Genomic DNA, 15,757 nt, shown 5'->3' on the forward strand with positions numbered 1-15,757 from the left:
GTCGGAGAACGGGCCCCCGGGCCTCCGCGGCCACGAGTCAGCGGAGTTTCGGCGCCCGCGCCGCCGGGCCCGCCGGCACCCGCGCCGCCGGCGACGCCGGAACCGGATCCGGCGCCGGAACGACTCGAGGAGGGCATCGATGACCGGGATTCCGGCCGACCTGCGTGCGGCATTCGATGCCTACGAGCGCGCGATCATGGCGAACGACCTCGACGCGCTGGATGCCGCGTTCGCGCCGGGGGAGGCGACGCTCCGTGGGGACGGAGCGGGCCTGCTCGTCGGGCACGAGCAGATCAGCGCGTTCCGGGGCCTCCGCGGCGGTGTCGCGCCGCGGGTGATCGAGAGCGTCGAGTACCGGCCCCTCGGCGAGGGCGTGGCCCTCCTCGTCTCGGTGTCGCGCTTCGCCGGGGGCGGGCGGGGGCTGCAGACGCAGGTGTGGGAGCTCACGTCCGGCCGGTGGCTCATCACGGCCGCGCACGTCACGCCGCGCAGCCCCGCCTTCGACCGTGCCGTGTGGCGCACCGTCGGCGACCCGCTCTACCAGGGCGCCTGGGAGGGTCCGCTCGAGGGGCTCACCGTCGCGGTCAAGGATCTGTTCGCGATCAAGGGATATCGGATCGGCGCCGGCAACCCCGCCTACCTCGACTCCGCGCGCGCGGAGACGACGAGCGCGCCCGCCGTCAGCGACCTGCTGCGCGGCGGCGCATCGCTGCGCGGCATCGCCCGGACCGACGAGTTCGCGTATTCGATCGCCGGCGACAACGCGCACTACGGCACGCCGCCCAACGGCGCGGTCCCCGGCGCCCTGCCGGGCGGGTCCTCCAGCGGGCCGGCATCGGCGGTGGCCCTCGGCCAGGCCGACATCGCGCTCGCGACCGACACCGCGGGGTCCGTGCGGGTGCCCGCGTCGTACCAGGGGCTCTGGGGTCTGCGCACGACCCACGATCTCGTGCCGCGGCAGGGCCTGCTGCCGCTTGCGCAGTCCTTCGACACCGTGGGCTGGATGACGCGCGACGGCGCGACGCTCCAGGCGGTCGCCGACTGGTGCTTGAGCTACGACGGATCCGGGTCGACCGAGTCGGTGCTCGGCGCGTCGGGCGACGACCTGCCCTGGCGGTTCCGCGTCCCGGTCGAAGCGCTCGCCGCCGCCGAGCCCGCGACGCGGGCCGCCTTCGAGGCGTTCGTCGCGGCATCCGATCTGCCGGTCGACGAGGTCTCGCTCGGCGACCTGGACGAATACCTCGTCCCCTTCCGGACGGTGCAGGGTGCCGAGGCCTGGCGCAACAACGGCGAGTGGCTGCGCGCTCACCCCGGCACGACCGGTCCCGCCGTCGCGGAGCGCTTCCGAGCGGCCGCCGCAGTGACGGCCCAGGACGAGGCATCCGCTCGCGCCGCCCTCGCGCCGCTGCGCGAGGCGCTGCACGCGCTCGTCCGCGACGCGGTGCTGCTGCTGCCGACCGTTCCGGGTCCGGCGCCGACGCGGACGGCCTCGGGGGCAGACGTGGATGCCGTGCGCCAGAACACCCTCCGACTGACCACCCCCGCCGCCGTCGGCGGGCTGCCCGCCCTGTCGGTCCCCCTCCTCCGGGTCGCCACCCCGCCGCCCGCCGACGCGCCCTCCTCCCGGGGGAGCCGGACGCCCCGCCCGGCTCCCGTCGGGGTGAGCGTCATCTCGCGCGCCGGTACGGACATCGCACTCGTGCGCCTCGGCCGCGCCCTCCACGCCCGCTCCACCGAAACGGATCCCGCATGACCGACGCTGCCCTCGCCCATCCGATCACGATCCCCGGACCGATCGATCCGCCCGCGCGCCTGCTGATGGGCCCCGGGCCGATCTCGGCCTACCCGAGCGTCCTGCGCGCGATGTCGGCACCGCTCGTCGGTCAGTACGACCCGTTCATGACCGCGACGATGACCGAGACGCAGGAGCTCTACCGCGCGGTCTGGGCGACGCGCAACGAGGCGACCCTCCTCGTGGACGGCACGAGCCGCGCCGGGATCGAGGCGGCGATCGTCTCCCTCGTCCGCCCCGGCGACCGCGTGCTCGTGCCCGTGTTCGGGCGCTTCGGGCACCTGCTGGCCGAGATCGCCGAACGCGCGCTCGCCGAGGTGCACACGATCGAGACCGACTGGGGGCAGGTGTTCCCGGCCTCCGTCATCGAAGAGGCGATCGTCCGCGTGAAGCCGACCCTCCTCGCCCTCGTCCAGGGCGACACGTCGACGACGATGAACCAGCCGCTCGAGGAGATCGGCGAGATCTGCCGCCGGCACGGCGTGCTCTTCTACACCGATGCGACCGCCTCGCTGGGCGGGAACCCGTTCGAGGCGGATGCCTGGGGACTGGATGCCGCGACCGCCGGATTGCAGAAGTGCCTCGGCGGCCCGAGCGGGTCGTCGCCGATCACGCTGAGCCCGCGGGCGGTGGAGGTCATCCAGGCGCGGAAGAAGGTCGAGGCGGGCATCCGCGAGCCCGGGGATGCCTCGTCGCCCGACTTCGTCCGCTCCAACTACTTCGACCTGGGGCAGATCCTCGACTACTGGGGCCCGCGCCGGCTCAACCACCACACCGAGGCCACGAGCATGCTCTACGGCGCCCGCGAGTGCGCGCGCGTGCTGCTGCTCGAGGGCCGGGACGCCGTCATCGCGCGTCACGAACTCGCCGGGCGCGCGATGCTCGCGGGCGTTCAGGCGCTGGGCGTCGTCGTCTTCGGCGACGTGGCGCACAAGATGAGCAACGTCGTCGCCGTCGAGATCCCCGAGGGGGTGCCGGGTGATGCCGCGCGCGCCGCGCTGCTCGAGGACTTCGGCATCGAGATCGGCACGTCCTTCGGCCCGCTGCACGGGCGCGTCTGGCGCATCGGCACGATGGGATACAACGCGCGGAAGGATGCCGTCCTCACGACGCTCGCGGCGCTCGAGACCGTGCTGCGGCGCTTCGGGGCGTCCGTCCCCGCCGGCGGCGGGGTCGAGGCGGCCACCGACGTGTTCGCGGGGGCGGCGGCATCGGCGCCGCCCGTCGCGACCAGCGAGGCATCCGCTCCGGAGGCGCCGTGACTGCGGCATCCCTTCTGCGCGCCGCGCCCGACGCCGTCGCGACCGCCGCCCGCCGGGTCATGGCGCGGTGCGAGGAACTCGCGCGGGTGAGCGCCGACACGGCATCCATCGAGCGCGTCTACCTCTCGCCCGAGCACGCCCGCGTCAACCGCCTCGCCGCCGAATGGATGCGCGAGCTGGGGATGCGGACGTGGCAGGATGCCGCGGGCAACCAGGTCGGCCGCATCGGCGATCCCGCCGCGCCCGCCCTCATGCTGGGCTCGCACCTGGATACGGTGCTCGACGCGGGCCGCTACGACGGCATCGCGGGCGTGCTGATCGCGCTCGAGGTGGTGCGCCTCCTGCGCGTGCCGTCCGGCGACGACGGCTGGACCGTGCCGCTGCCGTTCGCGATCGAGGTCGTCGCGTTCTCCGACGAGGAGGGCACCCGCTTCGGCAAGGCGCTCCTGGGGTCGTCCGCGGTGGCCGGCACGTGGAACGACGCCTGGTGGGATCTTGCGGATGCCGACGGGGTGAGCCTCCGCCGCGCGTTCCTCGAGTTCGGCCTCGATCCGGGTCGGGTCGGCGAGGCCGCGCGTCGGCCGGACGAGCTCGTCGGCTACCTCGAGGCGCACATCGAGCAGGGCCCGGAGCTCGACCGGGCGGGGGAGCCGCTCGCGGTCGTGTCGTCGATCGCATCGGCGCGACGGTTCCAGCTGGTGGTCGAGGGCGAGGCCCGCCACGCCGGCGGCACCCCGTACGACATGCGTCGCGACGCGCTGCTGGGCGCGAGCGAGGCCGCTCTCGCGGTCGAGCGGATCTGCTCGGCGGAGCACCACATCGTCGGCACCGTCGGCCGATTCGAAGCGTTCCCCGGCGCGGTCAACGTCATCCCGGGAGAGGTGCAGTTCTCCCTGGACCTGCGCGGTGAGTTCGACGGGGAGCGCGATCGCGTGTGGGATGCCCTGGCGCGCGACCTCGACGACATCATGGGGCGCCGCGGACTGCGCTGGCGCGCGCGCGAGGTCCACAGCGCCGCGGCCGTGTTCTGCGCGCCGCTGCTGCAGGACGTCGTCGCCGGGGGCATCCGCGCGACGCTGCCGACCCGGTCGGAGGCACCCCCGGTGATCTTCAGCCGTGCGGGGCACGACGGCATGGCCCTCGGGGCGATCGCCGACGTCGGGATGCTGTTCCTGCGGAACCCCGACGGCGTCAGCCACCACCCCGACGAGGCGGTCTCGGCGGGCGACGTGGCCCACGGCATCCGCGCCCTCGCCGAGGCCGTCCTCCTCCGCGGCACCGAGCCCGCCTGACCCGCCCCTCGCCCCGTCGCCTTCTCGCCTCCTCGCCTTCTGGCCGCCTCGCCTTCTGGCCGCCCCGCCTTCTGGCCGCGAGACACCGTTCCCGCACCGAGACACCGTCTGGCGGCCGGTGTCTCGGCGCGCAGATGGTGTCTCGCGGTCCCGGGCCGCCGCGCCGGCCCAGACCCGCCCCGCGGTCCGAGGCCGAGTCCCGGGTCAGGGGCGGACGGGCACGGCGATCGCGCCGGTCATCTCGGCGCCGGGGGATGCCTCGGCGCGCACCGGCGGCACGTAGTCGCGCAGGCGTGCGAGCGCCTCGCCCGGTTCGGTCGCGACCACGAGCATGTCGGTGTAGCGGGGGTGGGTGAAGCCGCGGTCGCGCATGTTCGCGACGAAGGCGAGCAGCGGGTCGAAGTAGCCGTCGACGTTGAGGATGCCGACCGGCTTGTCGTGGATGCCGAGCTGCGCCCAGGTCCACTGCTCGGTCAGCTCCTCCAGGGTGCCGGGTCCGCCGGGAAGGGCGAGGAAGGCGTCCGCCCGGTCCGCCATGATCATCTTCCGCTCGTGCATCGTGTCGACGAGGATCAGCTCGGTGAGGTTGTCGTTGACCTCCTCCCGCGCCTGCAGGGCCCGCGGGATCACCCCGGTGACCTCGGCGCCGGCCGCGACCGCGGCATCCGCCACGGCGCCCATGAGCCCGACGTGACCTCCGCCGTAGGCGAGGGACATCCCCGCGGCGCCGATCGCGGCGCCGACCGCGCGGGCCGCATCGAGGTAGACCGGGTCGAAGCCCGGCGAGGATCCGCAGAAGACCGTGACTGTGAACCGTGACATGTCCCGACGCTAGGCGCCGCGTGTTTCCGCACCGTGACAGCCCGGAAACATCCCGTCACTAGCGTGGCGGGCATGTCACTGCTCGTCATCCACGCCCTCCTCATCACCGTCCCGGCCGGCTCGCTCGACCCGGGGTATGTCGAGGACGGCTGGATGCTGATCGGCGACGACGGGCGCATCGCCGCCCTCGGATCCGGCGAGCCGGACGGCACGACGGCCGCGGCGGCCGACGAGACGCTCGACGTCGCCGGCGCGTTCGTCGCCCCCGGCTTCGTCTCGAGCCACTCGCACCTGTTCACGAGCGGCCTGCGCGGGCTCGGGGTCGCCGACACCCTCTACGGCTGGTGCGACGCGATGCTCGGCACCACCGCCCACATGACCGCCGATCAGATGTACTGGTCGACCCTCCACGGCTCGCTCGACTTCCTCTCGAACGGGGTGACGACGGCGTACAACTTCACCGATCCGCTGCAGGCGTGGGAGTCGATGGTCGACGGCAAGCGCACCGGAACGGCGGGGCTCCGCGGTCTCGACTACCACTTCCGTCAGGCGGAGGGGACGCGCGACGCCGGCATCCGCTTCGTGGACGCCGCGGGCATGGACGTCACCGCCGGCACGGCCGACGAGGTGTTCGCGCGGTTCGCTGCCGAGGTCGCCCACACGCGCACGTTCGATCAGGACTACGCCCTCGGCGCGTCGATCATGGGCCAGGTGCAGTGGTCGCCGCACCCCGACGCGGCGCAGTTCGAAGTCGAGGCGATGCGCCGGTACGGCGTGAGCAACCAGGCGCACTTCCTCGAGTCGCCCGAGGCGATCGAGCACCAGCAGTCGAAGTTCGCGCTCTACCGGGATGCCGGTGCGCTCGAACTCGGGCTGATGTTCGGCCACTTCATCCAGACGACGCCGGAGATCATCGAGCAGGCGGTCGCCGGCGGCGCCACGATGTCGTGGCAGCCCGCATCGAACGGCCGTCTCGCGTCGGGCGTCGCGCTCGTCCCGGAGATGCTCGCGATGGGCATGAAGGTGGGCGTCGGCCTCGACGACCAGGCGTGCACCGATGTGAGCGATCCGTGGCAGAACATGCGCATGGGGATCTACATACAGCGGGCCCGCACCCAGGACCCGCTGTCGATGATGCCCGAGCTGATGCTGCGCCTGCACACGCTCGGCGGGGCGGAGATCATGGGCGTGGCCGACCGCGTCGGCTCTCTCGAAGTGGGGAAGTTCGGCGACTTCGTCGTCGTCGACCCGCGGATGCCGGATGTCGGGCCGCTGTGGCATCCCGTCCGCTCCTACGTGCTCGCGATGAGCCCCCGGAACCTCAAAGCCGTCTACGTCGGCGGGAGGCTCGTGAGCGGCCCCGGCGGCACCTCGACGAACCCGCTCGCCGAGGAGGCGTCGGCTCGCGTCCACGAGCTCCCCGCCGCCGTCGTTCCGCTGCGCGGCCACCCGCACTGAGCGTGAGGTCCGCGACCGGGGAAGGGTGACCGGTCGTGGTGGCATCCGCCGGGGCGCCGGGGGGCGCCGGGGAGCCGGGGCGCCGGTCCGCCGAGGCGCCGAGGCGCCGATGGGGCGCGCAGCAAGGGCCGTTCAGGCGATCGAGACGGACATCCCCATCCGCGCCAGCACGATGTTCTCGATGATCTGGACGAGGTTGTAGAGGAGGAGCGTGATGATCGTGATGAGCGCGATCGACGTCCACAGCTGGGCGAACTGAGCCTGGGCGTTGAACTTCAGGATCGCGCCGCCGATGCCGGTGCCGGTCGAGAGCCACTCCGCGAGCAGCGCACCGGTGACGGCCGACGGGACGGAGACGCGCATGGCGGCGAACACCGACGGCAGCGCGCCGGGGATGTTCACCTTGCGGAGTGCGGTGAACCGCCCGCCGCCGTAGACGTGCACGACATCCAGGCTCTGCCTGCTGGCGCGACTGAGGCCGAACAGGACGTTCGCGAGCGCGGGGAAGAGCACGACCACGGTGCCGATGACGGCGACGGATGCCGTCGTCCCGCGCCCCGTGATGAGGATGATCACGGGTGCGATGGACACGAGCGGGATGGTCCGCAGCAGCAGCACGAGCGGCATGACTCCCGCCTCGACGGCGGAGGAGAGGCTGAACGCGACGGCGAGGGCGATGGCGACGAGCATGCCGACGACGAAGCCGGTGACCGAGTCGAGGAGCGTCTGGCCGAGAAGCGGCATCAGCTGGTCACGGTGCGCACCGGCATCCTCGCCGACGAACAGGAACCGCCAGACGTCGACGGGCCCCTTCGCGACGTACGGCGAGATGCCGGTGAGGCTCACGACCGCCTGCCAGAGGACGAGGAGGACGACGAAGGTGATGAGTGCGTTCAGCAGCGACCGCCCGAAGGAGCGGAGGGTCGCCCGGCGGCGGTCGGCACGCAGGCGCGCGAGCGCCGCAGGATCGGCCTTCAGGGCGAGCTGCGCGGTCGGCGTCGCGGGGACGGCGGGGACGGCAGGTGCGGAGCGGGTGTCGGTCATCAGGCGGCCTTTCCCGCGACCCAGGGCGTCACGAGCCGGATCAGGAGGCCCACGATCCCGTAGGCCACGAGGGCGAAGACGGCGCACAGGAGGAACACCGACCAGACGCCGGCGGAGTCCAGCTGACCCTGCAGGCGGATGAGCGTCGGGCCCACGCCCGCCGTGATCGCGCCGAGGTACTCGCCGAGGACGGCGCCGAGGAACGCGGTCGGAACGGCGATCTGCAAGGCGTTGAGGATGGAGGGGAGTGCCGCGACCAGGCGCACCTTGCGCAGCTGCGTCCAGCGGCCGCCGCCGTAGACGTGCACGACGTCCAGCGCCGCGCGGTCCGCGGAGCTGAACCCGAGGATCGAGCCCACGACCGTCGTGAAGACGCAGACGAGCGCCGCGAGGAAGATGGCGGTCGCGGACGGATCGCCGGGGTTCTTGGCGCCGCCGAGGACGACCACCGAGATGCCGCCGATCGCGACGATCGGCAGGCAGTAGCTGACCACGGCGATCTGGGTGATCACCGTCTCGGCCTTGGGGAACAGCAGCACGACCGTCGCGAGCAGGAGCGCGACCCCGTTGCCCCAGAGGTAGCCGATGCCGGCGGCGGCCAGGGTGGGCGAGAACACGCTCCACGCGCCCGCGATGTTGCCGTCGACGAACAACCACCGGAACACGGCGAGGGGGGAGGGGACGGGGGAGAACGTCGACCCCTCCGCCGGATGGAAGGCGGTGGCCGAGAAGATCCACCAGACGACGATGAGCGTGACGCCGCCGACGAGGCCGGCGAGCCATCCGGGCATCCGCGTACGGGTCATCAGGCTTCCGCTTCGGCTCGTCCGTCCGACCCGAACAGCAGCTCGGAGGCCTGGTCGACGTAGGCGTGGAACTCCGGGGTGCGCATGAGGTCGGGAGTGCGGGGGCGGGGCAGGTCGATCTCGATGATCTTCTTGACCCGGCCCGGTCGCGGTGACATGACCGCGACGCGGTCGGCGAGGAAGATCGCCTCGCTGATGCCGTGCGTGACGAGCAGCGTCGTGGCGGGCTTCTCCGTCCAGATGCGCAGGAGCTCGAGGTTGAGGTTCTGCCGTGTCATGTCATCGAGCGCGCCGAAGGGCTCGTCGAGCAGCAGCACCGACGGCTTCAGCACGAGCGCGCGCGCGATCGACGCCCGCTGGCGCATGCCGCCGGAGAGCTGCGACGGCTTCGCGTTCGCGAAGTCGCCGAGCCCCACGAGGCCGATGAGCTCGTCGACGTAGGCCTTGTCGATGCTCTTGCCGGCGACCTCGAACGGGAGCTCGATGTTGCGCCGCACGCTCCGCCACGGCAGGAGCGCATGGTCCTGGAACGCGATGCCCAGCTCGCTCTTCGAGCGCAGCTGATCGGGCGTCTCACCGTCGACGAGCGCGACGCCCGTCGACGGCCGCTCGAGCGAGGCGAGGATGCGGAGGATGGTCGACTTCCCGCAGCCCGACGGTCCGAGCAGGGCCAGGAACGACCCCTTGTCGGTGTGCAGGTCGGTGTCCTGGAGGGCCGTGAGGCTCTTGCCGCCGCGCAGGGCGAACGTCTTGGAGAGCCCGGCGATGTGGATGCCGGTGCCCGCGCCCTGCCCTGCCGCCGAGGCGGCCGGGGAGGACGAGGGCACGGCGGCACCGGCATCCGTGTTGGTCAGATTCGACATGTCGATCCGTTACGGCTGGTACTTCACCAGGTCGGGGTTCTCGGCGTAGATCTCGTCGATGATCGACGTGTCGAACAGCTTGTCGGCGTCGAGCGTCCAGCCGGATGCCTTCAGCGAGGCCAGCGTCTGCGCCTTCAGGTCGTCGGAGATGGTGAACAGGCCGTTCTTCTCGGTCTCCTCGGTGGAGATGAGCTTCGCCTGCGCCTCGAGACCGGCCTTGACCTTCGCCTTGTCGAGGTCGCCGAAGGTCAGGTCGCCCGCGGCGGCCGACTGGTTGTAGTGGTCGACGACCTTCGCGACGGTGTCGTCGAGGGGTTCGGTGAAGGTCTTCGTCCAGCCCTTGATCTCGGCCGTGAGGAACGCCTTGACGAGGTCGCGGTGCTCGGCGAGGTACTGGTCGGTCGTGGCGAAGGCCTCTGCGACGTAGGGCAGCCCGTTGTCGGCATAGGCGAGGTTGGTGACCGGGTAGCCCTCCATCTCGACCGTGATGGCCTCGTTGGTGAGGTAGGCCATGAACCCATCGACCTCGCCGTTGATGAGAGGGGTGGGATCGAAGTCGACCGGCACGATGGTCACCTGCGAGGCGTCGATGTCGTTCGCCTTCAGGAGCGCCGCGAAGACGGAGGCGTTCGAGTCCTGCACGCCGATCTTCTTGCCGATGAGGTCCTTCGGGGTCTTGATGTTCCCGCCGCTCTGCAGCGAGAGGACCGTGAAGGGGTTCTTCTGGAACGTCGTTCCGATGATCTTCAGCGGGGCATCCTGCTCCGCCACGGCGGCGCCGACGGATGCCGCGTCGCTCAGGGCGAACTGGACCGTCCCGGAGAGGAGCTTGGCGACACCGGTGTCGGGCCCGGCGATGCCGGTCACCGTGCCGAACCCGGCCTCGTCGTAGAAGCCCTCGTCGTAGGCGTAGTACTCGCCGGCGAACTCCTCGTTCTTGATCCACGAGTACTGCACGCTGATGTCGCCGTAGTCGGCGGATGTGCCGGAGCCGGAGCCGGAGGCGGCGGGGGTGCTCGACCCGGAGCAGGCGCTCAGGGCGAGGACGGCGACGGCGGCGGCGGCCAGCGCCGTCCCGATCCGTCCGGCGCGTCGCGATGGTGACGATGTCATGGGTGCCTCCTGGTGCGGGTGGTCGATCCTCGTCGGACCGGTCGGGATGCGAAGGTGCGCGGCGCCGTCGTTCGGGAGTCGGGCGTGCGGTGTCGCACCTGAATGGGTCGACGATAGGGACCGCACGTTTCGCGCAGACGGGTGCTCTGTTTCCCGGCCGTTACGGGCTCTCCCCCGCGCGGAGCCCGGATGAGGTGCGCCGGCGCGCACGCGCACCCCGCAGCCGCGCGGCCCTTTTACATCGCCGACACATCCGTGGTGTTTGCTGTCCCCACACACGAGGAAGGAGGGGTGATGGACCTGCATACGGTGACCAGCTATCGCGCCGCGCGCACGCCCGCCGACCTCGCCCTCGGCCCCGGGGAGCACCTCCTCGCCGGCGGAACCTGGCTCTTCTCCGACCCGCAGCCGGATGTCACCGGTCTCGTCGACCTCACGACCATGGGATGGCCCTCCCTCGAGGACGGCGCGGCGGGGCTCCGGATCGCGGCCACCTGCACGATCGCCGAACTCGCCGCGTATTCGGGCGACTGGCGCGCGCAGCCGCTCTTCTTCCAGAGCGCGTCGGCGCTCCTCGCGTCGTTCAAGGTCTGGAACGTCGCGACCGTCGGCGGCAACATCTGCCGGGGCTACGCCGCCGCGGCGATGACCTCGCTGTGCTCCGCTCTGGACGGGGTCGCCGAGGTGTGGATGCCGGACGGCGACGTCTACCGGGTTCCCATCGCCGACCTCGCGACGGGCAACGGCACGACGGCCCTGCGCCCCGGCGAGGTGCTGCGCGCCGTGGAGCTTCCCGCTCACGCGCTGCGCGCCCGCACCGCGCTGCGCCGGATCGCGCTGGCCGAGCTCGGCCGCTCCGGCGCCGTCGTGATCGGCCGCGTCGACGAGGGCGGGGCGGCGGTCTTCTCGGTCACCGCCGCCACCCTGAGCCCCGGCATCCTGCGCTACGACGAGCTGCCGGATGCCGCCGCGCTCCGCGCCGACGTCGAAGGCCTGGGGGGCTACTACACGGACCCGCTCGGCGCCGCCGATTGGCGGCGGCAGGTCGCGGCGGAACTCGCCGAGGAGATCCGGGCGGAGCTCACCTCATGAGGTTCGAGGTGAACGGCGCGCCCGTCGACGCCGATCCGGCGCCCGGACAATGCCTGCGCACCCTGCTGCGTGCGCAGGGTCGTGTCGACGTGAAGCGCGGCTGCGATTCGGGCGACTGCGGCGCGTGCTCCGTGCTCGTCGACGGCGCGCCCGTCCACTCCTGCATCTTCCCGGCGCAGCGGATCGCGGGGCGATCGGTGACCACCGCCGCCGGCCTCGGCACGCCGGGCGCTCTCTCGCCCATGCAGCAGTCGTTCGTCGACCACTTCGGGTTCCAGTGCGGATACTGCACAGCGGGCATGATCGTCACCGCATCGACCTTCGACGAGGACGACCTGGACGAGCTGCCTCGCCTGCTCAAAGGGAACCTCTGCCGGTGCACCGGCTATCGGTCGATCGGCGACGCCGTCCGGGGCGGCGTCGCGCGGCGCGCCCGGGCCGCGGAGGAGGGCGCGGGGTGCGCCGGGGCCGGAGCGCCCTCGGGCGGCGGCGCGCAGAACCTCGGCGCGACCGGCATCCCGCCCGCCGAACGCTTCGCGGCCGGGGACGTGATCGGCCGGTCGGTGCACCCTCCCGCCGCCGAGCGCGTGGTCGCGGGCCTCGAGCCGTACACGTTCGATGTGGACCTCCGCCCCGACCCCGACGTCGCGACGCGTCCGGAGGACGCGCGTCCGGCGAGCGACCGCGAATTCGCCGGGGCCCTCGTGCTCCGCGTGCTCGGGTCGCCCCATGCGCACGCCCGCATCACCGCGATCGACACGCGCGCGGCCGAGGCGCTGCCCGGCGTCGCGCTCGTGCTCGATCACCGCTCCGTCGACACGCCGCGGTTCTCGACGGGCCGGCACGAGCATCGGGAGGACGACCCGGACGACACCCTCGTCTTCGACTCGACGGTGCGGTTCGTCGGTCAGCGCGTCGCGGCGGTCGTCGCCGAGACGGCCGCGATCGCCGAGGCCGCCTGCCGTCTCATCCACATCGAGTACGCGATGCTGCCCGCCGTCTTCGATCCGGAGGAGGCGCGCACCCCCGGGGCGCCCCTGCTGCACCCCGAGCGGACGCCGGACGATCGCGTCGACGACGCGGCGCGCAACGTGATCCTCGGCATCCACGAGGGCTTCGGCGACGTCGATGCGGCGCTCGCCGATGCGCACGCGACGGTGACCGGCACCTGGCGCACCGGGCGGATGATCCATGCGCAGCTCGAGACGCGTGGCGCGCTCGGGCGGCTGGATGAGACGGGGCGCCTCGTCATCCGCACGAGCTCGCAGGTCCCGTTCCTCGTGCGCGACGAGCTCGCGCTCCTCCTCGGCCTCGACCGCGACCGCGTGCGCGTGCACACCGCACGGGTCGGCGGCGGGTTCGGCGGCAAGCAGGAGCTCATGTGCGAGGACCTCGTCGCCCTCGCGGTGCTGCGGACGGGGCTCCCCGTCGCCTACGAGCTGAGCCGGCGCGAGGAGTTCGAGCGGACGGCCGTGCGGCATCCGCTGCGCGTCTCCGTCACGCTCGCCGCCGACGCCGATGCGCGCCTGACCGCCATGAAGCTCGACGTGCTCTCGGACACCGGTGCCTACGGGAACCACTCGCGCGGCGTGCTCTTCCACTCCTGCGCGGAGTCCATGAGTCTCTATGCGTGCCCCGCGAAGCGGCTGGATGCCGAGGTCGTCTACACGAACAACGTCCCGTCGGGGGCGTTCCGCGGCTACGGGCTCGGGCAGGTGATCTTCGCGATCGAGTCCGCCCTGGACGAACTCGCGCTCACGCTCGGCATCGATCCCTTCGAGCTGCGGCGCCGCAATGCCGTCCGGCCGGGTGATCCGCTCATGCCGCACCACGAGATCCCCGAGCACGATCTCGTGTGGGGGAGCTACGGGCTCGACCAGTGCCTCGACCTCGCGCAGGATGCCCTGGCGCGGGGGAACGGCGTGCGGGCGCCCGACGGGTGGGCGGTCGGGGAGGGGATGGCCGTCGCGATGATCGCGACGATGGCGCCGTTCGGGCATATCTCGCACGTCACCGTCACGGTCCGGCCCGACGGACGGTACCGCGTGGGAATCGGCACGAGTGAGTTCGGCAACGGCACGACGACCGTGCACGCCCAGATCGTGGCGACCGATCTCGCGACGAGCCTCGACCGGGTCGACCTGCACCACTCCGACACGGATGCCGCACGCCACGACACGGGCGCGTTCGCGTCCGCCGGCATCACGGTCGCGGGGAAGGCGCTGCACGCCGCATCCCTCACCCTCGCCCGCGTCCTGCGCGAAACGGCGGCCAGGATCACCGGCATGCGGCTCGAGGAATGCCTCCTCGAGCCGGAGGGGGTGCGGGTGGGCGCGCGCGAAGGCGGCGGGGCCTCGCCGGGCGGACGGCTGCTGGGTTTCGCCGAGCTGATTGCCGCCGCGCCCGCCGAGTATCGCCACGGCGACGGCATCCGCACCGACGGCAGCGAGCTCGGCGACCAGCGCTCTCTCGCCTTCAACGTGCACGCCTTCCGGGTCGCCGTCCAGCCCACGACGGGAACCGTCCGCATCCTGCAGTCGGTGCAGGCCGCCGACGCGGGCACCGTGATGAACCCCGAGCAGTGCCGCGGCCAGGTCGAGGGGGGCGTCGCTCAGGGCATCGGGTCGGCGCTCTACGAGGAGATCATGGTGGGCCCCGACGGGGCCGTGCAGAACCCGGCGTTCCGGGTGTACCGCGTGCCCCAGTTCGCCGACATCCCGCCCACCGAGGTGTACTTCGCCGACACGAACGACGATCTCGGACCGTTCGGCGCCAAGTCGATGAGCGAATCGCCGTTCAATCCCGTGGCGCCCGCCCTCGCGAACGCCGTGCGCCGGGCGATCGGCGTGCGCCCCTACGAGACCCCGATGTCGCGCGATCGCGTCTGGCGTCTCGCCGCCGGGCGCACCGAGGCGGAGCGGCGGGAGCCCGCCGCGGGGCGGGAGTGAGCATGCGCGAGATCCTCGACGATGCGATCCGATGGCTCGCCGACGGCGCGCCGATCGCGATCGCCACCGTCGTCGGCGTCCGCGGCTCCGCGCCTCGCGGGCTCGGAGCCGCCATGGTCGTCTCCGCCGCAGGCCAGGTGCGCGGCAACGTATCGGGCGGGTGCGTGGAGACGGCCGTGGTCGCCGCCGCCCTCGAGGTGATCGAGACGGGCGTGCCGCGCGCGGACGCCTACGGCATCCCCGACGATGACCTCTTCGCCGTCGGACTCATGTGCGGGGGGAGCATCGACGTGCTGCTCCGAGCGGTGCGTCCCGGAACGCCGGAGGCCGAGGACCTCGCTGCGCTCGCCTCCGGCGAGGCGACCGCCTACGCCCTGTGCGTGCGCGGTCCGCGTCTCGGCGAGGGGCGCGCCCTTCTCCATGCCGAACGCGGCATATCCCGTGATCCTGCCGCCCGCGCCGCTGCCGATGCCTCTCACGCCGCCGGAGGCGATCGCCCCGCGCTGGTGGGGTACGACGCCGACGGATGCCGCACCGACGCGCGCCCCGACCGCCAGTACCTCGTCGTTCCCTTCGCCGGACCGCCGCGCCTCGTGATCGTCGGCGCCGTGCAGCAGGCGGTCGCGCTCGCGCGGCTCGGCGCCGCGACCGGCTGGGCGGTGACCGTCGTGGATCCGCGCGAGGCGTTCACCGCGGCCGAGCGCTTCCCGGGCGCCGAGGTCGTGGTGGACTGGCCCGACCGGTGGCTTCGCTCCGCGGCGTTGGACGCCCGCAGTGCGGTGTGCATGCTGAGCCACGACGAGCGGATCGACGCCCCCGCGCTGCAGGTGGCCCTCGACGGACCCGCAGGCTACGTGGGCGCGATGGGCAGTCGCCGGACGCACGATGACCGCATCACGCGGCTGCGCGCCACCGGCGTCACCGAGGATCAGCTCGAGCGACTGCACTCGCCGATCGGGCTCGACCTCGGTGGCCGGTCGCCCGAGGAGACCGCGCTGTCGATCCTCGCCGAGATCGTCGCCGTCCGGCACGGTGCGAGCGGGCGGCCGCTCAGCGCCCTGCACGGGCCGATCCACGCGGATGCACCCGCGTGAGCGGCCCGTGCGGGATCGTGCTCGCCGCGGGTGCCGGCACGCGCTTCGGCGGCCCGAAGGCGCTCGCCTACGAGTCGCCGGCGCCGAGGGGCGGCGCGGCACCCCCCGGAGCCGCGGAGGACGGGCCGGGCGCGGCCTCGAGGTCGTGGCTGCTGCGCGCCGTCGCGACCC

Annotated in this window: 12 protein-coding genes; 7 read left to right on the forward strand and 5 right to left on the reverse strand. The window is 72.7% G+C overall.

Going from position 1 to position 15,757, the window contains the following annotated elements:
* Window positions 1-139 precede the first annotated feature (139 nt).
* The 3 genes from J0P97_RS15080 to J0P97_RS15090 are packed head-to-tail and all read left to right on the forward strand — an operon-like array spanning window position 140 to window position 4,346.
* Window positions 140-1,753, forward strand: a complete 1,614-nt coding sequence (locus J0P97_RS15080; protein WP_215488616.1) for an AtzH-like domain-containing protein — start codon at window positions 140-142, stop codon at window positions 1,751-1,753.
* Complete coding sequence (locus J0P97_RS15085; protein ID WP_215488617.1) at window positions 1,750-3,054, forward strand: pyridoxal-phosphate-dependent aminotransferase family protein; 1,305 nt, start codon at window positions 1,750-1,752, stop codon at window positions 3,052-3,054. The genes J0P97_RS15080 and J0P97_RS15085 overlap by 4 nt, the downstream gene beginning before the upstream one ends.
* Window positions 3,051-4,346, forward strand: coding sequence for a Zn-dependent hydrolase (locus J0P97_RS15090; protein WP_215488618.1), 1,296 nt, complete (start codon window positions 3,051-3,053; stop codon window positions 4,344-4,346). The genes J0P97_RS15085 and J0P97_RS15090 overlap by 4 nt, the downstream gene beginning before the upstream one ends.
* A 204-nt stretch (window positions 4,347-4,550) precedes the next feature.
* Here J0P97_RS15090 and J0P97_RS15095 read toward each other — a convergent pair whose 3' ends face one another.
* Window positions 4,551-5,168: an LOG family protein gene (locus J0P97_RS15095; RefSeq protein WP_215488619.1), complete on the reverse strand. Its 618-nt coding sequence runs from the start codon at window positions 5,166-5,168 to the stop codon at window positions 4,551-4,553.
* Between the two features lie 72 nt (window positions 5,169-5,240).
* Here J0P97_RS15095 and J0P97_RS15100 point away from each other — a divergent pair, with 72 nt between their 5' ends.
* A complete protein-coding gene (locus J0P97_RS15100; RefSeq protein ID WP_215488620.1) occupies window positions 5,241-6,626 on the forward strand; it encodes an amidohydrolase family protein in 1,386 nt (461 codons plus the stop codon).
* A 132-nt stretch (window positions 6,627-6,758) separates the two neighbouring features.
* Here J0P97_RS15100 and J0P97_RS15105 read toward each other — a convergent pair whose 3' ends face one another.
* Genes J0P97_RS15105 through J0P97_RS15120 form a run of 4 tightly spaced genes read right to left on the reverse strand, consistent with a single transcriptional unit; the run spans window position 6,759 to window position 10,452 of the window.
* Window positions 6,759-7,670, reverse strand: a complete 912-nt coding sequence (locus J0P97_RS15105) for an ABC transporter permease (protein ID WP_215488621.1) — start codon at window positions 7,668-7,670, stop codon at window positions 6,759-6,761.
* On the reverse strand, window positions 7,670-8,476 hold the full coding sequence (locus J0P97_RS15110; RefSeq protein ID WP_215488622.1) for an ABC transporter permease: 807 nt from the start codon (window positions 8,474-8,476) through the stop codon (window positions 7,670-7,672). Before J0P97_RS15110 ends, J0P97_RS15105 begins: the two co-directional genes overlap by 1 nt.
* The gene (locus tag J0P97_RS15115) at window positions 8,476-9,339 is read right to left on the reverse strand and encodes an ABC transporter ATP-binding protein (RefSeq protein WP_215488623.1); all 864 of its coding nucleotides are present in this window, start codon (window positions 9,337-9,339) and stop codon (window positions 8,476-8,478) included. Before J0P97_RS15115 ends, J0P97_RS15110 begins: the two co-directional genes overlap by 1 nt.
* 9 nt (window positions 9,340-9,348) lie before the next feature.
* Window positions 9,349-10,452: an ABC transporter substrate-binding protein gene (locus tag J0P97_RS15120; RefSeq protein WP_215488624.1), complete on the reverse strand. Its 1,104-nt coding sequence runs from the start codon at window positions 10,450-10,452 to the stop codon at window positions 9,349-9,351.
* Between the two features lie 294 nt (window positions 10,453-10,746).
* Here J0P97_RS15120 and J0P97_RS15125 point away from each other — a divergent pair, with 294 nt between their 5' ends.
* The 3 genes from J0P97_RS15125 to J0P97_RS15135 are packed head-to-tail and all read left to right on the forward strand — an operon-like array spanning window position 10,747 to window position 15,586.
* Window positions 10,747-11,544 carry an FAD binding domain-containing protein gene (locus J0P97_RS15125; RefSeq protein ID WP_215488625.1) on the forward strand — a complete coding sequence of 266 codons (798 nt, stop codon included), beginning with the start codon at window positions 10,747-10,749 and terminating at the stop codon, window positions 11,542-11,544.
* A complete protein-coding gene (locus J0P97_RS15130) occupies window positions 11,541-14,492 on the forward strand; it encodes a molybdopterin-dependent oxidoreductase (protein WP_215488626.1) in 2,952 nt (983 codons plus the stop codon). Before J0P97_RS15125 ends, J0P97_RS15130 begins: the two co-directional genes overlap by 4 nt.
* A gap of 2 nt (window positions 14,493-14,494) precedes the next feature.
* Window positions 14,495-15,586, forward strand: a complete 1,092-nt coding sequence (locus tag J0P97_RS15135) for an XdhC family protein (protein WP_246540648.1) — start codon at window positions 14,495-14,497, stop codon at window positions 15,584-15,586.
* Window positions 15,587-15,757 lie beyond the last annotated feature (171 nt).

The organism is Microbacterium flavum (assembly GCF_018717645.1).
Taxonomy (GTDB): Bacteria; Actinomycetota; Actinomycetes; order Actinomycetales; family Microbacteriaceae; genus Microbacterium; species Microbacterium flavum.